This is a genomic window from Methylophaga thalassica MP, from assembly GCF_000214595.1.
Taxonomy (GTDB): Bacteria; Pseudomonadota; Gammaproteobacteria; order Nitrosococcales; family Methylophagaceae; genus Methylophaga; species Methylophaga thalassica.
Window position 1 is genome coordinate 747355 of sequence record NZ_AFIG01000003.1, and the last position, 19114, is coordinate 766468.

At 44.4% G+C, this 19114-nt stretch carries 16 protein-coding genes; 11 read left to right on the forward strand and 5 right to left on the reverse strand.

The features are described 5' to 3' along the window. Nucleotides 1-40: 40 nt before the first annotated feature. The gene (locus MAMP_RS15220; protein ID WP_007146994.1) at nucleotides 41-2338 is read right to left on the reverse strand and encodes a DNA translocase FtsK; all 2298 of its coding nucleotides are present in this window, start codon (nucleotides 2336-2338) and stop codon (nucleotides 41-43) included. A gap of 134 nt (nucleotides 2339-2472) precedes the next feature. Here MAMP_RS15220 and trxB point away from each other — a divergent pair, with 134 nt between their 5' ends. The 4 genes from trxB to MAMP_RS15240 are packed head-to-tail and all read left to right on the forward strand — an operon-like array spanning nucleotide 2473 to nucleotide 6267. Continuing rightward, nucleotides 2473-3408 carry a thioredoxin-disulfide reductase gene (gene trxB / locus MAMP_RS15225; RefSeq protein WP_007146995.1) on the forward strand — a complete coding sequence of 312 codons (936 nt, stop codon included), beginning with the start codon at nucleotides 2473-2475 and terminating at the stop codon, nucleotides 3406-3408. 49 nt (nucleotides 3409-3457) lie between these two features. Continuing rightward, nucleotides 3458-3898 carry a universal stress protein gene (locus MAMP_RS15230; RefSeq protein WP_007146996.1) on the forward strand — a complete coding sequence of 147 codons (441 nt, stop codon included), beginning with the start codon at nucleotides 3458-3460 and terminating at the stop codon, nucleotides 3896-3898. 3 nt (nucleotides 3899-3901) lie between these two features. Further along, nucleotides 3902-5179, forward strand: coding sequence for an MFS transporter (locus MAMP_RS15235; protein WP_007146997.1), 1278 nt, complete (start codon nucleotides 3902-3904; stop codon nucleotides 5177-5179). A 56-nt stretch (nucleotides 5180-5235) separates the two neighbouring features. Beyond that, the gene (locus MAMP_RS15240) at nucleotides 5236-6267 is read left to right on the forward strand and encodes a GGDEF domain-containing protein (RefSeq protein WP_007146998.1); all 1032 of its coding nucleotides are present in this window, start codon (nucleotides 5236-5238) and stop codon (nucleotides 6265-6267) included. Here MAMP_RS15240 and MAMP_RS15245 read toward each other — a convergent pair. Beyond that, on the reverse strand, nucleotides 6260-6544 hold the full coding sequence (locus MAMP_RS15245; protein ID WP_007146999.1) for a c-type cytochrome: 285 nt from the start codon (nucleotides 6542-6544) through the stop codon (nucleotides 6260-6262). The two genes, MAMP_RS15240 and MAMP_RS15245, sit on opposite strands and share 8 nt — an antisense overlap. Before the next feature lies 1 nt (nucleotide 6545). After that, complete coding sequence (locus tag MAMP_RS15250; RefSeq protein WP_007147000.1) at nucleotides 6546-7790, reverse strand: M48 family metallopeptidase; 1245 nt, start codon at nucleotides 7788-7790, stop codon at nucleotides 6546-6548. A gap of 114 nt (nucleotides 7791-7904) precedes the next feature. Here MAMP_RS15250 and orn point away from each other — a divergent pair, with 114 nt between their 5' ends. From orn to MAMP_RS15805, 6 genes are all read left to right on the forward strand, one after another. Further along, nucleotides 7905-8462: an oligoribonuclease gene (gene orn, locus MAMP_RS15255; protein WP_007147001.1), complete on the forward strand. Its 558-nt coding sequence runs from the start codon at nucleotides 7905-7907 to the stop codon at nucleotides 8460-8462. Between the two features lie 66 nt (nucleotides 8463-8528). Next, on the forward strand, nucleotides 8529-8687 hold the full coding sequence (locus MAMP_RS16000; RefSeq protein ID WP_007147002.1) for a DUF2256 domain-containing protein: 159 nt from the start codon (nucleotides 8529-8531) through the stop codon (nucleotides 8685-8687). A gap of 22 nt (nucleotides 8688-8709) precedes the next feature. Next, nucleotides 8710-10152, forward strand: a complete 1443-nt coding sequence (locus MAMP_RS15260) for an exonuclease domain-containing protein (RefSeq protein WP_007147003.1) — start codon at nucleotides 8710-8712, stop codon at nucleotides 10150-10152. Nucleotides 10153-10157: 5 nt separating this feature from the next. Further along, nucleotides 10158-11696, forward strand: a complete 1539-nt coding sequence (locus MAMP_RS15265; RefSeq protein WP_007147004.1) for a cryptochrome/photolyase family protein — start codon at nucleotides 10158-10160, stop codon at nucleotides 11694-11696. Further along, a complete protein-coding gene (gene phrB, locus MAMP_RS15270) occupies nucleotides 11696-13087 on the forward strand; it encodes a deoxyribodipyrimidine photo-lyase (RefSeq protein WP_007147005.1) in 1392 nt (463 codons plus the stop codon). The genes MAMP_RS15265 and phrB overlap by 1 nt, the downstream gene beginning before the upstream one ends. Nucleotides 13088-13145: 58 nt before the next feature. Beyond that, a complete protein-coding gene (locus tag MAMP_RS15805) occupies nucleotides 13146-14525 on the forward strand; it encodes a sensor histidine kinase (RefSeq protein WP_007147006.1) in 1380 nt (459 codons plus the stop codon). On the opposite strand, the gene MAMP_RS15280 is transcribed toward MAMP_RS15805, so the two are convergent. Both MAMP_RS15280 and queG read right to left on the reverse strand, forming a co-directional pair. After that, nucleotides 14526-16463, reverse strand: coding sequence for a methyl-accepting chemotaxis protein (locus MAMP_RS15280; protein WP_007147007.1), 1938 nt, complete (start codon nucleotides 16461-16463; stop codon nucleotides 14526-14528). Between the two features lie 54 nt (nucleotides 16464-16517). Beyond that, nucleotides 16518-17588 carry a tRNA epoxyqueuosine(34) reductase QueG gene (queG, locus tag MAMP_RS15285; RefSeq protein ID WP_007147008.1) on the reverse strand — a complete coding sequence of 357 codons (1071 nt, stop codon included), beginning with the start codon at nucleotides 17586-17588 and terminating at the stop codon, nucleotides 16518-16520. A gap of 44 nt (nucleotides 17589-17632) precedes the next feature. Between queG and MAMP_RS15290 the strand changes: the two genes are divergently transcribed. After that, the gene (locus MAMP_RS15290; RefSeq protein WP_007147009.1) at nucleotides 17633-19114 is read left to right on the forward strand and encodes a bifunctional ADP-dependent NAD(P)H-hydrate dehydratase/NAD(P)H-hydrate epimerase; all 1482 of its coding nucleotides are present in this window, start codon (nucleotides 17633-17635) and stop codon (nucleotides 19112-19114) included.

A 19114-nucleotide genomic window follows, 5' to 3' on the forward strand; every position in this document is an offset into this window, starting at 1 on the left:
CATGTTCTACTGACTCTGGATTGCCAGTCTGGTTCCTGAATTAGTCGCGTGGCGGTGGTGCCAGAACTTCACGACTACCATTACCCTGCATGGCGGATACAACCCCAGCCGCTTCCATCGCCTCGACGATTCGAGCTGCACGGTTATAACCAATTTTCAACCTGCGTTGAATACCTGAAACCGATGCCCGGCGACTTTCCACCACTATCTGCACGGCCTGATCATAGAGAGGATCTGACTCAGCATCACTTGGATCACCAATCGCACTATCGCCGTCATCACTGCTCTGATCCTGAGTGATTTCTTCAAGATAATTGGGTTGTGAGTTTTTCTTTAAATGCTCGACCACGTTATGTACTTCATGATCATCAACAAACGCTCCATGAACACGTTCAGGAAGTCCGCTACCTGGCGGTAAGTAGAGCATATCGCCCTGCCCTAAAAGTTGCTCAGCGCCCATTTGGTCAAGAATCGTACGTGAGTCAATTCGCGATGACACCTGGAATGCCATCCGTGTTGGAATATTGGCTTTAATCAAGCCGGTAATAACATCCACAGAAGGTCTTTGTGTTGCCAGAATAAGGTGAATACCGGAAGCCCGTGCTTTTTGCGCCAAGCGTGCAATCAATTCTTCGACTTGTTTACCGACCACCATCATCATGTCAGCAAGCTCATCAATGATCACCACAATAAACGGTAATGGCTCTAAGGTAGGTCCTACCTCACCGGGCTCAACATCAATGGTCGGATCTTTAATCGGTTCACCACGTTCAATCGCATCTCTGACTTTTTTGTTGTAACCAGCAATATTTCGCACACCCAAAGCAGCCATTAATGGGTAACGACGTTCCATTTCAGCCACACACCAACGCAAGGCATTAGCGGCTTCTTTCATATCGGTCACGACAGGCGCTAATAAATGCGGAATATCTTCATAGATAGATAATTCCAGCATTTTCGGATCGACCATGATCATACGCACATCATCAGGAGTGGCTTTATATAACAAACTCAGAATCATGGCGTTCACGGCGACTGATTTACCCGACCCTGTTGTCCCCGCCACCAATAAATGCGGCATTTTTTCTAAGTTAGCGACTACCGGACGGCCGGCAATATCTTTACCCAAGGCCATCATCAGCATTGACTTGCTATTTTCATACTCTTCACAGGACAGAATTTCACGCAGGCGAACAATTTCCCGACTCTCATTAGGGATTTCTAAGCCCACCACTGGTTTGCCTGGAATCACTTCAACAATCCGAACACTACTGATGGAAAGTGCTCTCGCTAAGTCTTTCGCAAGTCCACTGATGCGGCTGACTTTAATACCTGGAGCGGGCTGCAATTCAAAGCGGGTCACCACCGGCCCTGGCTGAACTTCAACAACCTGAACTTCCACGCCAAAGTCTTTCAGTTTTAACTCAACCTGACGTGACATCGCCTGCAATACTTCTTCACTATAGGCCTGCTTACTGGGTTGAGCCATATCCAATAAAGCCAGTGCCGGCATGCCTGGCGCATCAGGCGTTTCGAATAAAGGCACTTGTTTTTCTTTTTCTTCGCGTTTGCTTGGCTCTTTTTTGTCTATGACAGGCTCAATACGTACTTTTGCCTTATGCTGTAACTTTTCTTTCTGCTGCAAGAAGGTTTCTTCGCGTTTTTGACGAGTGCGCTTAGCATCCAGTTCTTCTCTGATTTCACGTAACCAGCGGGCCACGTGAATTGCGACGACCATCGCCATAGCACCGAGCTTATCAATGACCATCAACCAAGACAGTCCGGTAAAAAGCGTGACCCCTGTCAGTAACACCGCCAGCAATAATAAACTGGTACCAGAAGCACCAAACACTGACTCAAATCCATGCCCAACGACTTCACCTAGTACACCACCAGCACCCAAGGGTAATAACGCGGCATAGTCAGTCAAACTCAAACTTGAGAGGCCACTGGCGGCAGCTAAAGCCATTAATAACCCCACCATTTTTAATACCCAGAAATGCAACGCATCTTCGGTATCAGCACGTTTACCCCAGCTAAATAATAACCAACCACTGAAGCCAATCATCAATGGCGATAAATAGGCAGGAAAACCAAAGCCATACAGCAACGCATCGGCTAACCACGCACCAACAATGCCACCACTATTGGCAATAACATCATCGGTTCCGGTAGTTGACCAGCCTGGATCAGTCGGTTGGTAAGACCATAAAGACAACAGTAAGTATGCCGCTATTGCGACTGACAAAATCAGTGCTGCCTCACGCAGACGGAAGCCGACTGCGCCAGAGTTGAGTTCTTGTTTCTGCTTGTCATTTACACGTGTCGACTGTGTCACTGTGATATTTCCAACCCTGCCAATAAATTAACGCTTGATTTTAACACAGCTTTTGAAGTTAGATGCTTGTCCAAAATCATTGCAATGGTTACTCTAACCATAGATATCTTATAACTCTCTTGGAGGCACCTCTTATGGCTGACAGCAAACACTGTCGTTTACTGATTTTAGGCTCTGGTCCTGCGGGCTACACTGCTGCGGTTTATGCAGCCAGAGCAGCATTAGAGCCCGTATTGATTACCGGCATTGAACAAGGTGGACAATTAACCACGACCACCGATGTTGATAACTGGCCGGGTGATGATGAAGGTGTCCAGGGACCAGAACTCATGCAGCGTATGCAACGTCACGCTGAACGTTTCGGTACGGATATCATCTTTGATCATATCCACACGACTGATTTATCTCAGCGTCCATTTCGTTTGATTGGTGACGCGGGTGAATATACAGCCGATGCCTTAATCATCGCGACAGGCGCCTCTGCAAAATACTTAGGTATGGAGTCTGAAGAAGCGTTTAAAGGTCGTGGTGTTTCTGCTTGTGCAACTTGTGATGGTTTCTTCTACAAGGGTCAGCATGTCGCTGTTGTTGGTGGCGGCAATACGGCTGTTGAAGAAGCGTTATATCTATCGAATATTGCCTCAAAAGTGACTGTTATTCACCGTCGTGACTCCTTCCGTTCCGAAAAGATTTTATCGAATAAACTGTTGAAAAAAGCAGAAGAAGGTAATGTCGAAATATTATGGAACCATACACTGGATGAAGTATTAGGTAACGATTCTGGTGTGACCGGCATCCGGGTGAAAAGTACAGAAGATGGTTCAACTCAGGAAGTCCCGGTTCTCGGTGTGTTTATTGCGATTGGTCATCAACCTAACACCGGCATATTCAAAGGCCAGTTAGAGATGGAACATGATTACATCATTCTCAAAAAAGGCACTCAAACCAGTGTCCCTGGCGTGTTTGCTGCTGGCGATGTATCCGATCCTATTTATCGTCAGGCGATTACATCTGCTGGCGCCGGCTGCATGGCAGCATTAGATGCAGAACGCTTTTTGGATAATGATTAAATAATACGATTAGGGGGCTTAACCAGCCCCTTTTTCATGAGGGAATAACATGAAATATCAGCACATTTTGATTGCGACGGACTTTTCAAAACAAAAAGATATGATCTGTGCAAAAGCGCGTGAACTCGCTGAACAGCATCAGGCAAACCTCAGCATCTGCCATATTATTGAAGACTTTCCTCTAACCGACTTTGCTTATGAACCAATGATAAGCGTCGATATCGATATGCGTGATGCCCTATTGGAATCTGGTAAAAAACAACTGGCAACGCTGGCTGAAAGTTTATCGATTCCTGCAAGTCAGCAGTGGGTTGAATTAGGCACGCCAGGACATGACATCGTCCGTGTTGCTGACGAAAATAATGTTGATCTGATTATTGTTGGTTCACATGGTCGACATGGCTTTAAGCGTCTTTTGGGCTCAACAGCTAATGCGGTACTTCATCACGCTCACTGTGATGTGCTCGCTGTCAGACTTAAGGACGACTAATCGTTGAAACCATCCAACCTGTTGAGCACGGTAAAATTACCGGGCTTTATGAGCTTTATTGCCGTGGCTTTTATCAATGCGATGGTTGATCTGGGTCATAAGATTATTATTCAAAATACCATTTTCAAAATTTATGATGATCAAACACAGGTTGCGCTGACTGCCGTTGTTAACGGACTTATTCTTTTACCCTTCATTTTTTTATTTACACCGGCAGGCTTTCTGTCAGATCGCTTTTCCAAACCCTTTATCATGAGAATCTCGGCTTTCTCAGCCATCATCATTACACTGTTAATTACATTGGCTTACTATCAGGGATGGTTTGTTTTCGCCTTTTTCATGACATTGATACTTGCCATCCAGAGTGCAATTTATTCTCCAGCAAAGTATGGCTATATCCGACAACTGGGCGGTGATGCTCACTTATCTCCTGCCAATGGTTTTATTCAGGCAACCACGATTGTTGCTATCTTAACCGGGATTATTGTCTTTACCGTATTATTTGAATGGCTTCTGCTCGATCAGACCTATCATAATGAAGCCAGCTTAATCAGACACATTGCTCCTGCCGGTTGGCTTTTGGTGATTTTATCTGTTGTGGAATGGCGATTGGCTTGTCGCTTAGCTGATATCAACATTGCATCTACTTCACATCAATTTCCCTGGAAAGATTACGTAAAAGGTCATTTACTGAAAACCAATGTGAAACAGCTAAAAACAAACCCCATTATTTGGTACTCCGTGCTGGGGTTATCGTTTTTCTGGGGGATTTCGCAAACCTTTCTTGCCGTATTCCCTGCTTTTGCAAAAATCGTCCTGGCTGAAAATAACACGATGATTATTCAAGGACTACTGGCTTGCTCTGGCATCGGCATCGTTGTTGGCTCTATGGTCGCTGGAACCGGAGAAAAAGGCCATATCAAAACATCTTTTATCCCTGTCGGTGCTGTCGGGATGAGTCTCATTCTTTTTATTATTCCTGCATTACATACTGTTTCAGCATTTGCGGCGGCGATTTTTAGCTTTGGGCTTTTTGGTGGCCTGTTTATTATTCCATTAAATGCGCTTATTCAGTTGCATTCCCCCGAGCAACATTTGGGTACCATACTGGCTGGTAATAATTGGGTACAGAACATTGTCATGACCGCGTGTCTTGTCATTACTTTCATCGCAGCTCAAGCCATGTTGTCCAGTAAATTGATATTAATGGCTTTGCCCATCATCACATCACTGTTGGCTTGTTTCGTGTGGCAACACAGTAAACAAGCACGATATACTTGATTTAATTAGAGAATTAGTGAATTCTCTTGGACAGTTGCCTATATGGATACCAGCACGTGAGTAAAACATTGTCGTTTCCCCCCGTCTATAAACACGAGTTTCAACAGGCCTCAGAAAACTTACGCCAAAGTCTATTATTGGCGAACCGCCACAAAACCCCCATCACCCCTGTGAACTATGCGGTTTGGTATGAATACGTCTCGGGCGATAATCAGGCTTTGATGAACAGCATTGATACTCGTTTAAAGAAAAATGAAGCAATTACCCCAGAAGTCACGCAATATCTTTATGAAAAATATGTATTAATGGGGATGCCTGAACGGCTTAATAATACCAATAATGGCCTAAAACTCGTTGTTGATAATACTCTGGAAAACCTGAGTAAGGTGGAAGCAACCGCTTCTCAATGCAGCCAGGGTTTAACGCAAAGCCAGGCACAACTCGAAACCTGTAATGATATTGATGAACTCAAAACGCTGGTCAACCAGATCCTGATAAACACACAACAGATTAGCAGCAGCAGTGGCGAATTGAAGAGTGAGTTAACACGCTCGACGGAAGAGATTATGAAACTGCGGCAAGAATTGGAAAGCGTAAAAGAAATGGCGAGAACAGATAGTCTGACCGGACTATTAAATCGTGGCGCCTTTGACAATGAACTGCAGTATTTATGCAGCAAAGGTTACACGTTTTCGCTTGTGTTGTTTGATATCGATAACTTCAAAAGAGTCAATGACAACTTTGGACATTTATTAGGTGATAAAGTCCTGCAATATTTTGCCTCCCTTTTAAAAAATCAGTGTAGCGACATACATCTGGCCGCACGATTCGGAGGGGAAGAAATGGCTATAATATTCATGCATTCCAGTCTCGAAGAGACGTTTATGATTACAGAGAGTATTCGTGAAAAATTTTCTGAAAGCCGCCTGAAGAAAAAAGGCAGTGATGAATCTATTGGTCAGGTAACCGTTTCAGCAGGCATCAGTAGCTTCCAAGACAAGGATAGCCCGATTAGTTTGATTGAACGCGCCGATCAAGCACTTTATCGCTCGAAAACGGGCGGTCGTAATCAGGTAAATTTTATTTAAAATGGTAAAACGTCGAATTTAAATAATCGACCACAGTGCGTTTTTGTTGTTCAGTCCATGTAACATCAGCCGCTTTGACACAATAAGATACCCTTTTCTCAAGTCCCGCCAGAGTTTTCACTGTCTTATCGGTTCGACTGTAGAGCTGATAAGGATCTCCTCCTCCAAGGGAAGCATGACACTGCAAACAAGCAGTATCATGCAACTGTTTACCATCAGCGTACACAATACTGCTTAATAATAGTCCGCTAGCAAAGACAATTATTTTTTGCCACATCTCAGGCAGAATTCGTTTGTAAGTTAGCGATCCGCATTGCTGCAGGAGGATGCGAGTCATAAACAGCAGAAACCAGCGGGTCAGGTGTTAAGGTACTGGCATTTTCTTTATATAAAGCGACTAGTGCAGCAATCAAATCATCCGCACTTGATACTGAGGCGGCATAGGCATCTGCTTCGTACTCATATTTACGAGACAGTGACGTCATCAGCGGATGTAAAAAGAACATAAATACCGGAATAACTAACATGAACAAGGCCAAAGCCATGGCATTTGATTGCTGGCTGACACCTAAGCCTTCATAAAACCATGTCTGATTAGATGCCCAGCCAAGAAGCGCCAGGCCGATCAGACTAATCACAGCCATAACCACCATATTTTTCACCACATGCTTACGACGGAAATGACCTAATTCATGGGCAAGAACCGCTTCGATCTGATCTTCATTCAGTGTGTTAAGTAAAGTATCAAAAAAGACGATACGTTTATTACTCCCCAACCCTGTGAAGTAAGCATTGCCATGACCACTGCGGCGTGAGCCATCCATCACAAAAATACCCTGGCTTTTAAAACCGCATCGCGCTAATAGATTTTCTACCCGTTGCTGTAAAGCAGCATCATCCAGCGGTGTAAATTTATTAAATAGCGGTGCAATAAAAGCGGGATAAGCCCACATCATAAATAAGGCGAAACCAATCCATGCCGCCCATAGATACAACCACCATAACTCACCGGTGCTTTGCATCATCCACAGTGCCACCCAAATCAGTAAAGCGCCCATGATCAGCGTTAATAGTGTTTGCTTAATAAAATCTGAAAAAAACAATGCGGGTGTATTACGGTTAAAGCCAAATTTATCTTCTAAAACAAAGGTTCTGTAATAAGAAAAAGGTAAATCTAATAACGATCCAATAACAATAAAGCTCAATAAAAACAGAACGCCCGTCAGCATGGACGACAATCCCAGACCATCCCAAGCATTAGAAAGTAATGCCAGACCACCGCCAAATGTCCATGCCAGGAGAATAATCACGCCATAGATATTTTCTTTACGTCCAAACCGACCTTTCGCCACGGTATAGTCTGCGGCTTTTTGGTGAGCACTCAGACTGATTTGATCCTCAAACGCTTTAGGAACCTTATCGCGATGGGCCTGAACGTGTTTACCTTGCCGCATTGATAACCAGAGTTCCGTTGCCGTCATCAAAAACAAAGCCGCTAAAAATATCCAGCTAAATTCGTTCATAAATTTATGTCCAATTTGAATCTTTATAAAATGTCATGCAGAGTAGCCTTTGATACAATCTGTGGCAAGTTAGTTCAATCAGTCCAAACCCAACTCAACAAAAAGACGGAGATCATGGCCAAAAGTAAAAATAATCTCATCTGGATCGACCTGGAAATGACCGGTCTTGATACCAATAATGACTATATCATTGAAATTGCCACCATTGTGACAGATGCACAACTCAATGTCTTAGCTGAAGGCCCTATTTTAGCCATTCATCAGGATGATGCCATATTAAATGGTATGGATGAATGGAATACTCGCCAACATGGCAAATCTGGTCTGGTTGAACGTGTTCGCAACAGCTCGCTCAACGAGGCTGAAGCCGAACAACAAACCATCGAGTTTCTGAAGAAATACGTTCCTGCCGGTGTCTCACCCATGTGTGGTAACAGTATCTGCCAGGATCGTCGTTTTCTGGCGCGCTGCATGCCAGAACTCGAAGCTTACTTTCACTACCGTAATCTTGATGTGAGCAGCCTGAAAGAACTGGCTCGCCGCTGGGCGCCAAAAGTGGAAAAGAGTTTCAAAAAACGGTCTTCCCATCTGGCAATGGATGATATCAAAGACTCCATTCGTGAGCTGGAACACTATCGAGAATATTTCATCAAGCTTCCCGAAGCCGAATAAACACAGTTCACATTGATTTCACAGATAGCGCGACAAGCTATCTGTGAAATTATTTAGTGAACCATTGTGACCCATAATAAAGCCACTCTTCCTCGTAAAATCTGCCCTGTCTGCCAACGTCCTTTTAGCTGGCGTAAGAAATGGCAACGCGACTGGGACAATGTTATTTATTGCTCACAACGCTGTCGTCGTCATCCTCGCTCATCACTATTAGCCTATGACTAAACTGAGCAGTTTCCCCGAACACATGATTCTATTGGACTGTGAGACCACAGGTGGTCGTGCCAGTCACGATCGCATTACAGAAATAGGTTTGATCGAAGTTATTGATGGTGAAGTGAAGGATAAATGGCAAAGCTTAATTAATCCTCAGCGGCCGATTCCTCCCTGGATAAGCAAAATTACCGGAATTGATGATGCGATGGTGATTGATTCACCCACATTTGATGAGATTGCCAGTGAATTGTACGAACGATTGCAAGGCACGATTCTGGTCGCCCATAACGCACGTTTTGACTACAGTTTTTTGAAGCAAGAGTTCAAACGTGTTGGTTATGATTATTCTGCAAAAACCTTATGCTCTGTAAAACTGAGCCGACGGGTGTATCCACGGCATCAGGGCCATAGTCTGGATAAAATCATCCAGCGTCATCAGATTGATATTCCAGACAGACACCGCGCCATGGCCGATACCGATGCCATCCTGTCTTATTTCACAATTATTCAGCAACAAGTTGATGAAACACTGATACAGAAGAGCATCGCCGAGATATTAAAACGCCCCAGTCTGCCCAGTCATTTAGATAATCAGCTCATACAAAAATTACCAGAAGGTCCAGGGGTATATCAGTTTTATGACGAAAGTGGCGCACTCCTCTACATTGGAAAATCCGTCAATATCAGAGAACGTGTACTCAGTCACTTTTCTGCCGATCACAGACATCATAAAGAACTGGATATCAGTCAGCAGTTGCATCATATTGACTGGATAGAAACACCCTCCGACTTTGGCGCGCAGTTGCTGGAAAACAGTTATATCAAACAAACTTCACCGCGTTATAACCGTCGTCAGACGAAGATAAAAAAACTGTACCAAATCAGCAGAACAATTAACAAAGGAGGTTATGCTGAATTAGATGTCATTCTGGCCGATATGACAGCTGCCTCTGATATCACTAGCAAATACGGTTTATTTCGCAGTAAAAAGCAGGCTCAAACAAAATTACTGGCCTTAATTACTCAATATAAATTGTGTCAACGTCTCTGCCATATTGAAAAGAAATCGTCTGGCAGCTGTTTTGCTTACCAACTAAAAAAATGCCTGGGAGCGTGTTGTGCTAAAGAGCCAGCACAGCGCTATAACCTGCGTGTTGATATGGCCTTGAGTCATATCAAAAATCAACAATGGCCTTGGTCAACGCCCATCATCGTTGCAGAACAATCAACATCAACACAGTCTGATGTCACTCACTATCATCTTATCGACCAATGGCGTTATTTGGGGCAAGTGGATAAACAAAATGAGCCACAAACCTATTTAACGAATCAGCAGGGCCCGATATTCTTTGATATCGATACCTACAAGATTTTATTACGGTTTTTGACTCCCGCTAAAGCCGCTAACTTTCCTTATCTGACAATTCATCCCCTGGAACATCAATCACCTATCATCATGGATGGTTGGGGTTAACGGTCATGAGACTCAATCTTATTCTGGGTGATCAACTTAACTGGGACAGTCTCATCTGGCAGGATATTGATCAGAAAAATGATATTTTCTGGATGGCCGAAATATCGCAAGCCTCACTGCAGCCGCCCTCCAATAAACAACGCAGCGTAGTGTTCCTGTCAGCCATGCGCCACTTTGCCGAAGACATACAGAAAAAACATTTTCAGTTGCTTTATTCCCCCATTACCGATGATTTAAGCTCGTTCACTGATGCCCTCAAAAAAACCTTTACTGAACATAAGATAGATCGAGTTCGCTGCGTGCTCCCCGGTGATTACCTGGTGATGCAGGAAATTGAACACGCGGTTAAGCATCATCAGCTAGAGATAGACTGGTTAAAAGACGTACACTTTATCGCTAAACGGGGAGAATTCAGTCACTGGTTAAAACAACGTAAAAAGCCCACTATGGAATACTGGTATCGTCATTTGCGAGAGTCACGCCAAATCTTGATAGATAATGGCAAACCACAGGGCGGCCAATGGAATTTTGATAAATCAAACCGGCAAAGTTTTTCCAAACAAGGTCCCGATGTCATTAAGGAAAGTCCTAATTACGGCATTGATGAGATCACACAAGATGTCATCGATACGATAAAAAAAGACTTCTCTCAATTGCCCGGCACTATCGATACTTTTAACTGGCCAGTGACCCGTCGCCAGGCCTTGATTCAACTACGGCATTTTATTGATCATTACCTGCCTTTTTTTGGTGATTACCAGGATGCCATGTGGACTGAACAGCCTTTTTTGTATCATGCCCGACTCTCCGCCAGCCTGAACCTTAAATTACTACAACCGCAGGAAGTTATTCAGGCCGCTGAACAAGCCTATAAAAATGACAAAGCCCCGCTTAATGCTGTTGAAGGCTTTATTCGACAAATACTGGGTTGGCGTGAATATATCAGAGGGTTGTACTGGGCATATAGAAAAGACTGGCTTCAGTTTAATGCACTCAACGCCGAGCGTGATTTACCCGATTTCTATTGGACAGCAGACACCGATATGCAGTGTTTGCATCAAGCCGTAAAACAAGTGCTTGATCATGGTTATGGTCACCATATTCAAAGGCTAATGGTGACAGGTTTATTTGCCTTGCTATGGCAAGTTGATCCGAAACACATTCATCACTGGTACCTTGGCATGTATGTGGATGCGGTCAGTTGGGTCGAGGTGCCGAATACGATCGGTATGAGCCAATATGCGGATGGCGGTATCGTTGGCAGTAAGCCTTATATTGCCAGTGGCGCTTATATCAACCGCATGTCGAATTATTGCCAGCATTGTCCATTTGATCCGAAACAAGCTTCTGGTGATAAAGCCTGCCCTTTTACTACACTGTATTGGTTTTTTATTGATCAACATAATGAGCTTATCAGCCATAACCCTCGGCTTGCGATGCAGGCGAAAAACTGGGCAAAAAAATCAAACAGCGAACAACAAGCCATCCGTGAACGTGCCGAATGGCTATTTCAACATCTCGATACAATGAACAAGGAAGCCTAATGTCAGCATCACAGTTAGTCTGGTTAAGAAATGATCTGCGTTTAGATGATAATCCAGCTATTGCACAGGCCCAGCAACTTGGCGATATTCAGGTTCTTTTTATTGCCACCGCCAAACAATGGCGACAACATGATGAGTCTGATGCCAAATTAGGGCTAAAAGCGGCCTCGATCAATGATATTTGCCAGAATCTTGCCAAGAAAGGCATAGCGTTCACGTTGATAGAGGTCGATTATTTTGCTGATGTAGCAGACGCTTTACTGGCTTTTTGCCAGCAAAATAAAATTGAGGCGGTGTGGTTTCAGCAGGAAACAGCACTGGATGAATGCAGACGTGATGAACAGGTCAGTCAGACATTATTAGAAAACCATATCGAATGCCATGCACTAGAGTCAGATTTACTGGTGCCGGTGCCGGTGCTTACTCAAAAGGAGGAACCTTATAAGGTATTTACCCCCTATTACCGAAGCTGGCGAACGCTTCTTGAAGACCGAGCCCGGCCACCTTATGACGAACCAGCCAAACAAGGTAAAGCTATTGAGGTAAAAAACATCAATCCTGACTGGGCTGGCAAATACCGTGACGATTTATGGCTCGCTCAAGAAACTGAAATCCTGCAAAAGCTTCAACAGTTTTGTCAGAAAAAACTCAAAGCCTATCCGGACAAACGCGATTATCCGGCGATGCCAGCAACAAGTACTCTGTCACCTTATTTATCGCTGGGACGAATCGGTCCAAGACGGTTATTACATACCATTCAATATTATTGTGCAGAGCAGAACCTGCATTGGCAGGATAATGACTGGTTAAGGGAGCTCGCCTGGCGCGACTTTTACCGGCAATTACTGATCCACTTTCCTGAGTTGAATAAAGAAAAGCCTTTCAAGCCAGAAACAGACAAACTGAGCTGGAATGATAACAAGTCTGAATTTGAAGCATGGTGTCAGGGCAAAACCGGATTCCCGATTGTCGATGCTGCCATGCGTCAATTAAATCAAACCGGCTGGATGCACAACCGTTTACGAATGATCGCCGCCAGCTTTTTAACCAAACTCTTATTTATTGACTGGCGTCAGGGCGAAAAATATTTTATGCAAACCCTTATTGATGGTGAATTTGCTGCGAACAATGGTGGCTGGCAATGGAGTGCATCCACCGGCTGTGATGCGGCACCGTATTTCAGAGTCTTTAATCCTCAGCGACAATCAGAAAAATTTGATCCTGATGGTGAGTTTATCCGGCGGTTTGTACCGGAGCTAAAATCACTGTCTGCAAAACAGATACATTCGCCAACGTCAGCACAGCGAAAAGAGTTTGGTTATCCAGAGCCCGTTGTGGATTACAAAAAAGCCCGACAAGAAGCGATATCAGCGTTTGATGCATTAAAGTAACGGCAAAACAATCACTCTAAGTATTTGATATTCGTTTGATTTAACATATGATTCGCTTATGTTCTATGGTGAATCAGACGGTTATATTGATCCAGCTCTGCCGAAGCTGGATCCAAAAGCACTAACCCAATTACAACAACAAGCGGCGAAGGATCTGGCAAAACGTACCATTCCTGGTGGTGTAATTGTATTGCTAGCCTTGCTTATTTCAGCGTATTACTCTCCCATCATTGATGATGCCCCGCTTTTTACCTACGTCTTATTCGCTTTTATGGGTATCGTTTTTTTATGTCGCCTGTATGTCGTGCTTTCATTTTTAAAAGAACCGCAAGCACTGGATAAATGGCTAAAACAACTGTTTGCTGTCTTTTTTATTTCCGCGACCACATGGGGTATCTATGTCGCGGTATGCCTTTATCTCTATCAAACCTTGTTTACCAATATGGTGATTCTGATGTTTACCATCGGGATTGGTGCGGGCGCATTAACCAGTTTATTTATATGGAAACGTCTCGCTCAGATGTATTTGTGCATGATATTTCTGCCTATCATTTTGTCCACAGTGCTTAAATGGAACTTAAGCACCATCAGCATATTGTTTGGGCTGGTTTCATATATGATTTTTTTGCTGGTACAGGCAACCCGTGCTAACGCAGAGTACTGGCAGTCACTCTATTTAACCAAAATTCTTCAGCAACAAACTTCTGAGCTTATGATGGCAAAAGAACAGGCTGAAACAGCCAATCGTGCCAAAACAGAGTTTTTATCCAGCATGAGTCATGAGTTAAGGACCCCCCTTAACGCCATATTAGGCTTCACTCAGCTACTCGCCACCGATCCTAAAATGCCTCTTCGTTCTCAGCAGGCTGAAAGTCTTGATCATATTATGGTAGCAAGCAAACACTTACTAACATTAGTCAATCAAGTGCTCGATCTGGCAAAAGTCGAAAGTGGCCATCTGGATTTGACGCTCAAGCCGACAAATATTGGTGCCATCGTCGCCGATTGTATCTCGCTCGTAGACACACTGGCTAAGCAGAAGCAGATCAAGTTTGTGATCGCCGACGATCCGGCGGTATTTGTCTATGCTGATCCCATGCGTTTAAAACAAATCCTAATCAATTTACTCAGTAATGCCATCAAATATAATCGTCAGGAAGGCCGTTTAATGCTCGAATACAAAAAGCAGGCGGATTCACTTCGTGTGCTGGTTATTGACACCGGGCCAGGTATTTCCCATGAAAATCAACGATTACTGTTTTCAAGTTTTTCTCGGTTGGGACAAGAAAATTCGACCACTGAAGGCAGTGGTGTAGGCCTGGTCATCACCAAAAAACTCATTGAGGCAATGGGGGGACGAATTGGCTACCAAAGTAAAGAACAGCTTGGCTCGACCTTTTGGTTTGAACTCCCATTAGCAAGCAATGCCGAGTCCTGATCACTGCTTCAGCGCAACAACTAATAATTTCAGTTCTTCACTAATAGTGGTTAAGCCTTTTCCAGACTGACCAATACCCTCAATATGTTGATTCACATCAATGGAGCTTGATTTAATCTGCTCTGCAGCTCTGGCAATATCATCAACAGTCGCAGTTTGCTGTTGGGTGGCCACAGCAATCGATGAATTCATTTGTGTGATGTTATCCATTGCAGAAACAACGGGTGCCATGGCGAGATTTGCTTCGTCAGTCTGTGTCGCGCATCGTTTCGCAGCCGAACTCTGGCGGCCAATAATATTTGTCGCCTCAGCACCTGAACTGGTGAGTTGATCAATGATGGCTTTGATTTCTTCTGTTGACTCCGTGGTTCTCGATGCCAGCAATCGAACTTCATCTGCCACAACGGCAAAACCTCTGCCATGCTCACCGGCTCTGGCAGCCTCAATAGCGGCATTTAATGCCAATAAATTGGTTTGTTCTGCAACACTCTGAATCACTTCCAGTACAGAGTGAATATTTTGACTGTTTTGTTCCAAGCGATGAATAACCGCTTCTGCATCAAGTAGATCCTTAGCTAACTGTTGCGTTGCGTTTGATGCTTCGCTGAGTTTATGCCGGGCAGAATGTGTTGCCTCGTTTGCTTGCATCACATGTTCTGATGCATCTGTTGCATTATTGGCGACCTCTTTAAAAGAGTATGACAACTGCATCACGGCAGTAGCCACTTGATCGGTACTATGCTGCTGTTGCTGTGTAAGAGTGGATGTCGCCTTTGATTCTTCTTGCAAAGATCGACTCGCATCAATCAATGTCTGAGCCTGGTGATCTAATTTATCTATCAAGTCGCCAAGATAGTGCTGAAGGTGAAGTGCTGCCTCGACCACTGAGTTGGTTTCAGCAAAAGCGAGTTCAGAGGTCAGACTCTGCTGATAATGGCCATTGAGCATGGCTTTAAAAAAGGTATCGAGTTTAAGCAAAAACCGCATCAGACGACTCTGCATGACAAACTGCAGACAAAGGGCCGGAACAATAAAGAGTCCAGCAAATAAAATCATCCATTGCAAACGCTGAGTGATATCAGCTTTTATCTGACCTATATGCGCTTCATACGTTGCCAGCCTTGCTTGAAACGCTAGCATTTTCTGGTTTAACGCTTCTCTACTGACTGTCACTTGCTGTTGCATAGCCAAAGTATTGTTAAGTTCTTTTTCGTAACGCTGAGTCAGACTTTGCAATGACGAGATACTGAGATCACCTAACTCATCAGGTTCTTCAGGTATTAATGCTTCTTCATCGACTTCTGTGTAGACGCCAAAACGCGGCATCGCTTTTAATTGATTAACGAGGTCAGCAAAATGTTGATTTTCGTCTAATAAGCTTTTCTCAATCGCCTTATCCTGAGTCTCAAAATAACGTTGACGATAAAGTGAAATTTGATTCAGGCTATGCTCAAGCTCTACCAACACTTGAAGAAAATCAGCAATCTGTGATGCAGGGGTGGCTTCTGCTTTTTCCGCATATCGGTTCAAACTCAGCAAGTCACCGTTACGTTCGCGTTCATTATTCATCAATAAAGTTTGTGGATTAGCTGAAAGTTTGCCTGCAGAACGTACCTGCTGCACTTCTGCTTGTAATGCGTCGATGCCTTCTTGAATTGCGCTATTATCTGACTCGCTTAACCAATCAAACGTCTTTGTTTTCATGGTATCGAGCTGATTTTCCGCATCCTGTAATAAATTAGCCTGTCCCGAAGCCAGGTAACGCTCGAGCAAAATCCGTGTATCTATGTCAAAGGCATTACGATACTGCTTGAATTCCTGAGTGATTTGATAAGGTTTATCCAGTTGGTACCATCCCCATACGGCGACAGCAGATGACAGAATGAGAGCAAAAACAATAACAAAGGTAATCAGGCGGGAAACAAACGATAACTTCACTTAATTTCTCAGCAGTTAAAAACGTGCTGAGTTTATAGCCCTTCAATGACAGCTTTATGACACCTGATGCTGCTGTAACGCCCAGTCAATGTGTTCCTGCACCATATCTGACACTTGATTTGAGCGGCTCTGTAATGCCTCAATAACTGACTGGCTCGTTTTCGCATTACCTAAAGCAACCGCAATATTTCGTAACCAGCAATCATAACCAATTCGCCGTACCGGACTCCCTTCCAGTCGGGATAAAAAAGTGTGCTCTGACCACATAAACAGGTCAACAAGCTGAGGCGCATCTAAGCCATCGCGGGGTAAATAGTCTGATTCCGTGGTGGCCTGTGCATATTTGTTCCAGGGACAAATCAATTGGCAGTCATCACAGCCATAAATTCGATTGCCCATTAAAGGTCGAAACTCTTCAGGTATGGCGCCACGTAACTCAATCGTTAAATAAGAAATACAGCGACGCGCATCCAGTTCATATGGGGCAACAATGGCTTGCGTTGGACAGATATCAATACAAGCTGAACAACTGCCACAATGAGCAGAAACAGACTGCGTCGCCGGTAGCGGTAAATCGGTATAAATTTCGCCTAAAAAGAAGTAAGAACCGTGATCACGATTAAGTACATTGGTATGTTTTCCTATCCAGCCGAGTCCTGCCTTTTCGGCAATGGCTTTTTCCATGACCGGCGCGCTATCTGTAAATACCCGATAGCCAAACTCGCCGACCTCTTTTTGAATATGCTCGGCCAGTTTTGCGAGACGTTTTCGCATCAATTTATGATAATCACGGCCAAGGGCATAACGTGATACAAACGCCTTCTCACTGTCATTAATCACCGACCACGGTTCGGCTGCTTGCCCTGGCCAATAATCCATTCTGACGCTGATAACACTGAGTGTTCCCTCAACTAGCTGTGCTGGGTGTGTGCGCTTACTCCCATGCTTTTCCATAAAGGTCATCTCGCCATGAAAACCTTTTTCCAGCCAGTTCTGTAAATGTTTATCGGCTGCAGACAAGTCAAGATCACTGACGCCCAATGCCTGAAAACCAAGCGAGCGCGCCCAACGCTGCATACGCACAATAAAATCTTGCCAGTTGATATCGCTGTTTTGTTTGTCCATGAACCTATTATAAGCTGTCAGCATTGAATGACAGGACTCATCTTATGCACACACTGCCGGACAATTTATATACAGCAGCGCAAACCCGTGAAATTGATCGCAGCATCATTGAAGATCATCACATTAGCGGTAGCGAACTGATGTCGCGTGCGGCAAAAGCCGCTCTGGATATTTTGGTCAAAACCTGGCCTCGGACCAAATACATCATCGTGCTGTGTGGTGCCGGTAATAATGGTGGTGATGGTTACGATCTCGCGCATCAAGCCATTAATCAGGGTTTCAATGTCGATGTTATCGAACTGGGTAATCCCGATAAAATGAGTGAAGAAGCTTTGAAGGCCAGGCAAGGCTTTTTGAGCACGGGCCAACAAGCACAACCATTTAATGGTGACATCAAGGACGCTGACGTCCTCGTTGATGCCTTATTTGGTACAGGCTTGGATCGCCCGGTCACTGGAGAGTATGCAAAAGCGATTGAAGCCGTGAATGCTAAGACCCACACTCCGGTGTTATCTATCGACATCCCTTCCGGTCTGAATGCGGATACTGGAAAGATTATGGGAGTAGCGGTTCAGGCTGATGTTACCGTTAGTTTTTTAGGCTTGAATCAGGGCTTGTTTACTGGGGATGGGCCTAATCTATCTGGCTGCATTTATTTTAATGATTTGGATGCACCGGATACGGTATACGAAACAATTCCTACTGCAACCAAACTGGCTCAGTTCGAACATTATCAGTCACTTCTAAGCCCGAGAGCACGCTCAGCCCATAAAGGAGACTTTGGGCATTTACTGGTTGTGGGTGGTAATCAGGGAATGTCAGGTGCAGCCAGGATTTGTGCAGAAGCTGGCGCGCGAACAGGGGCGGGGCTTATTAGCATTGCGACATATCCTGAACATGCCAACTGGTTAAATATTGACCGCCCGGAATTAATGGTTAAAGCCATTCATTCAGTTGATGACTTAACATCGCCATTAGCGAAAGCATCAGTGATAAGTTTTGGACCGGGACTGGGCCAAAATGCATGGTCTGAAACCTTATTTAACACACTTATCAATACAGATAAGCCGATGGTCATTGATGCTGATGCCTTAAATTTATTAAGTCAGCATCCCCATAACAAGCCCAATTGGATACTCACGCCCCATCCAGGTGAAGCAGCCAGGTTACTCGGCACCAACAGCAGTGAGATAGAAGCCAATCGCTTTCAGGCAGTTAAACAAATTCAACAAAAATATGGCGGTGTGGTCGTGCTTAAAGGCGCCGGCACACTGATTTGTGATGGTCAAACAACGCTAGTCTCAACCGCGGGCAACCCCGGTATGGCAAGTGGTGGTATGGGAGATGCCTTGACCGGCATTATCGGCGGATTACTCGCGCAGAAAATGTCACTCTTTGACGCCGCCAGCCTTGGTGTCATACTTCACGGTATGGCAGCCGACAGAGCGGCTAAAGAACATGGAGAGCGAGGATTACTGGCATTAGACTTATTACCTCACCTCCGCCACCTGTTGAACTCAAAATAA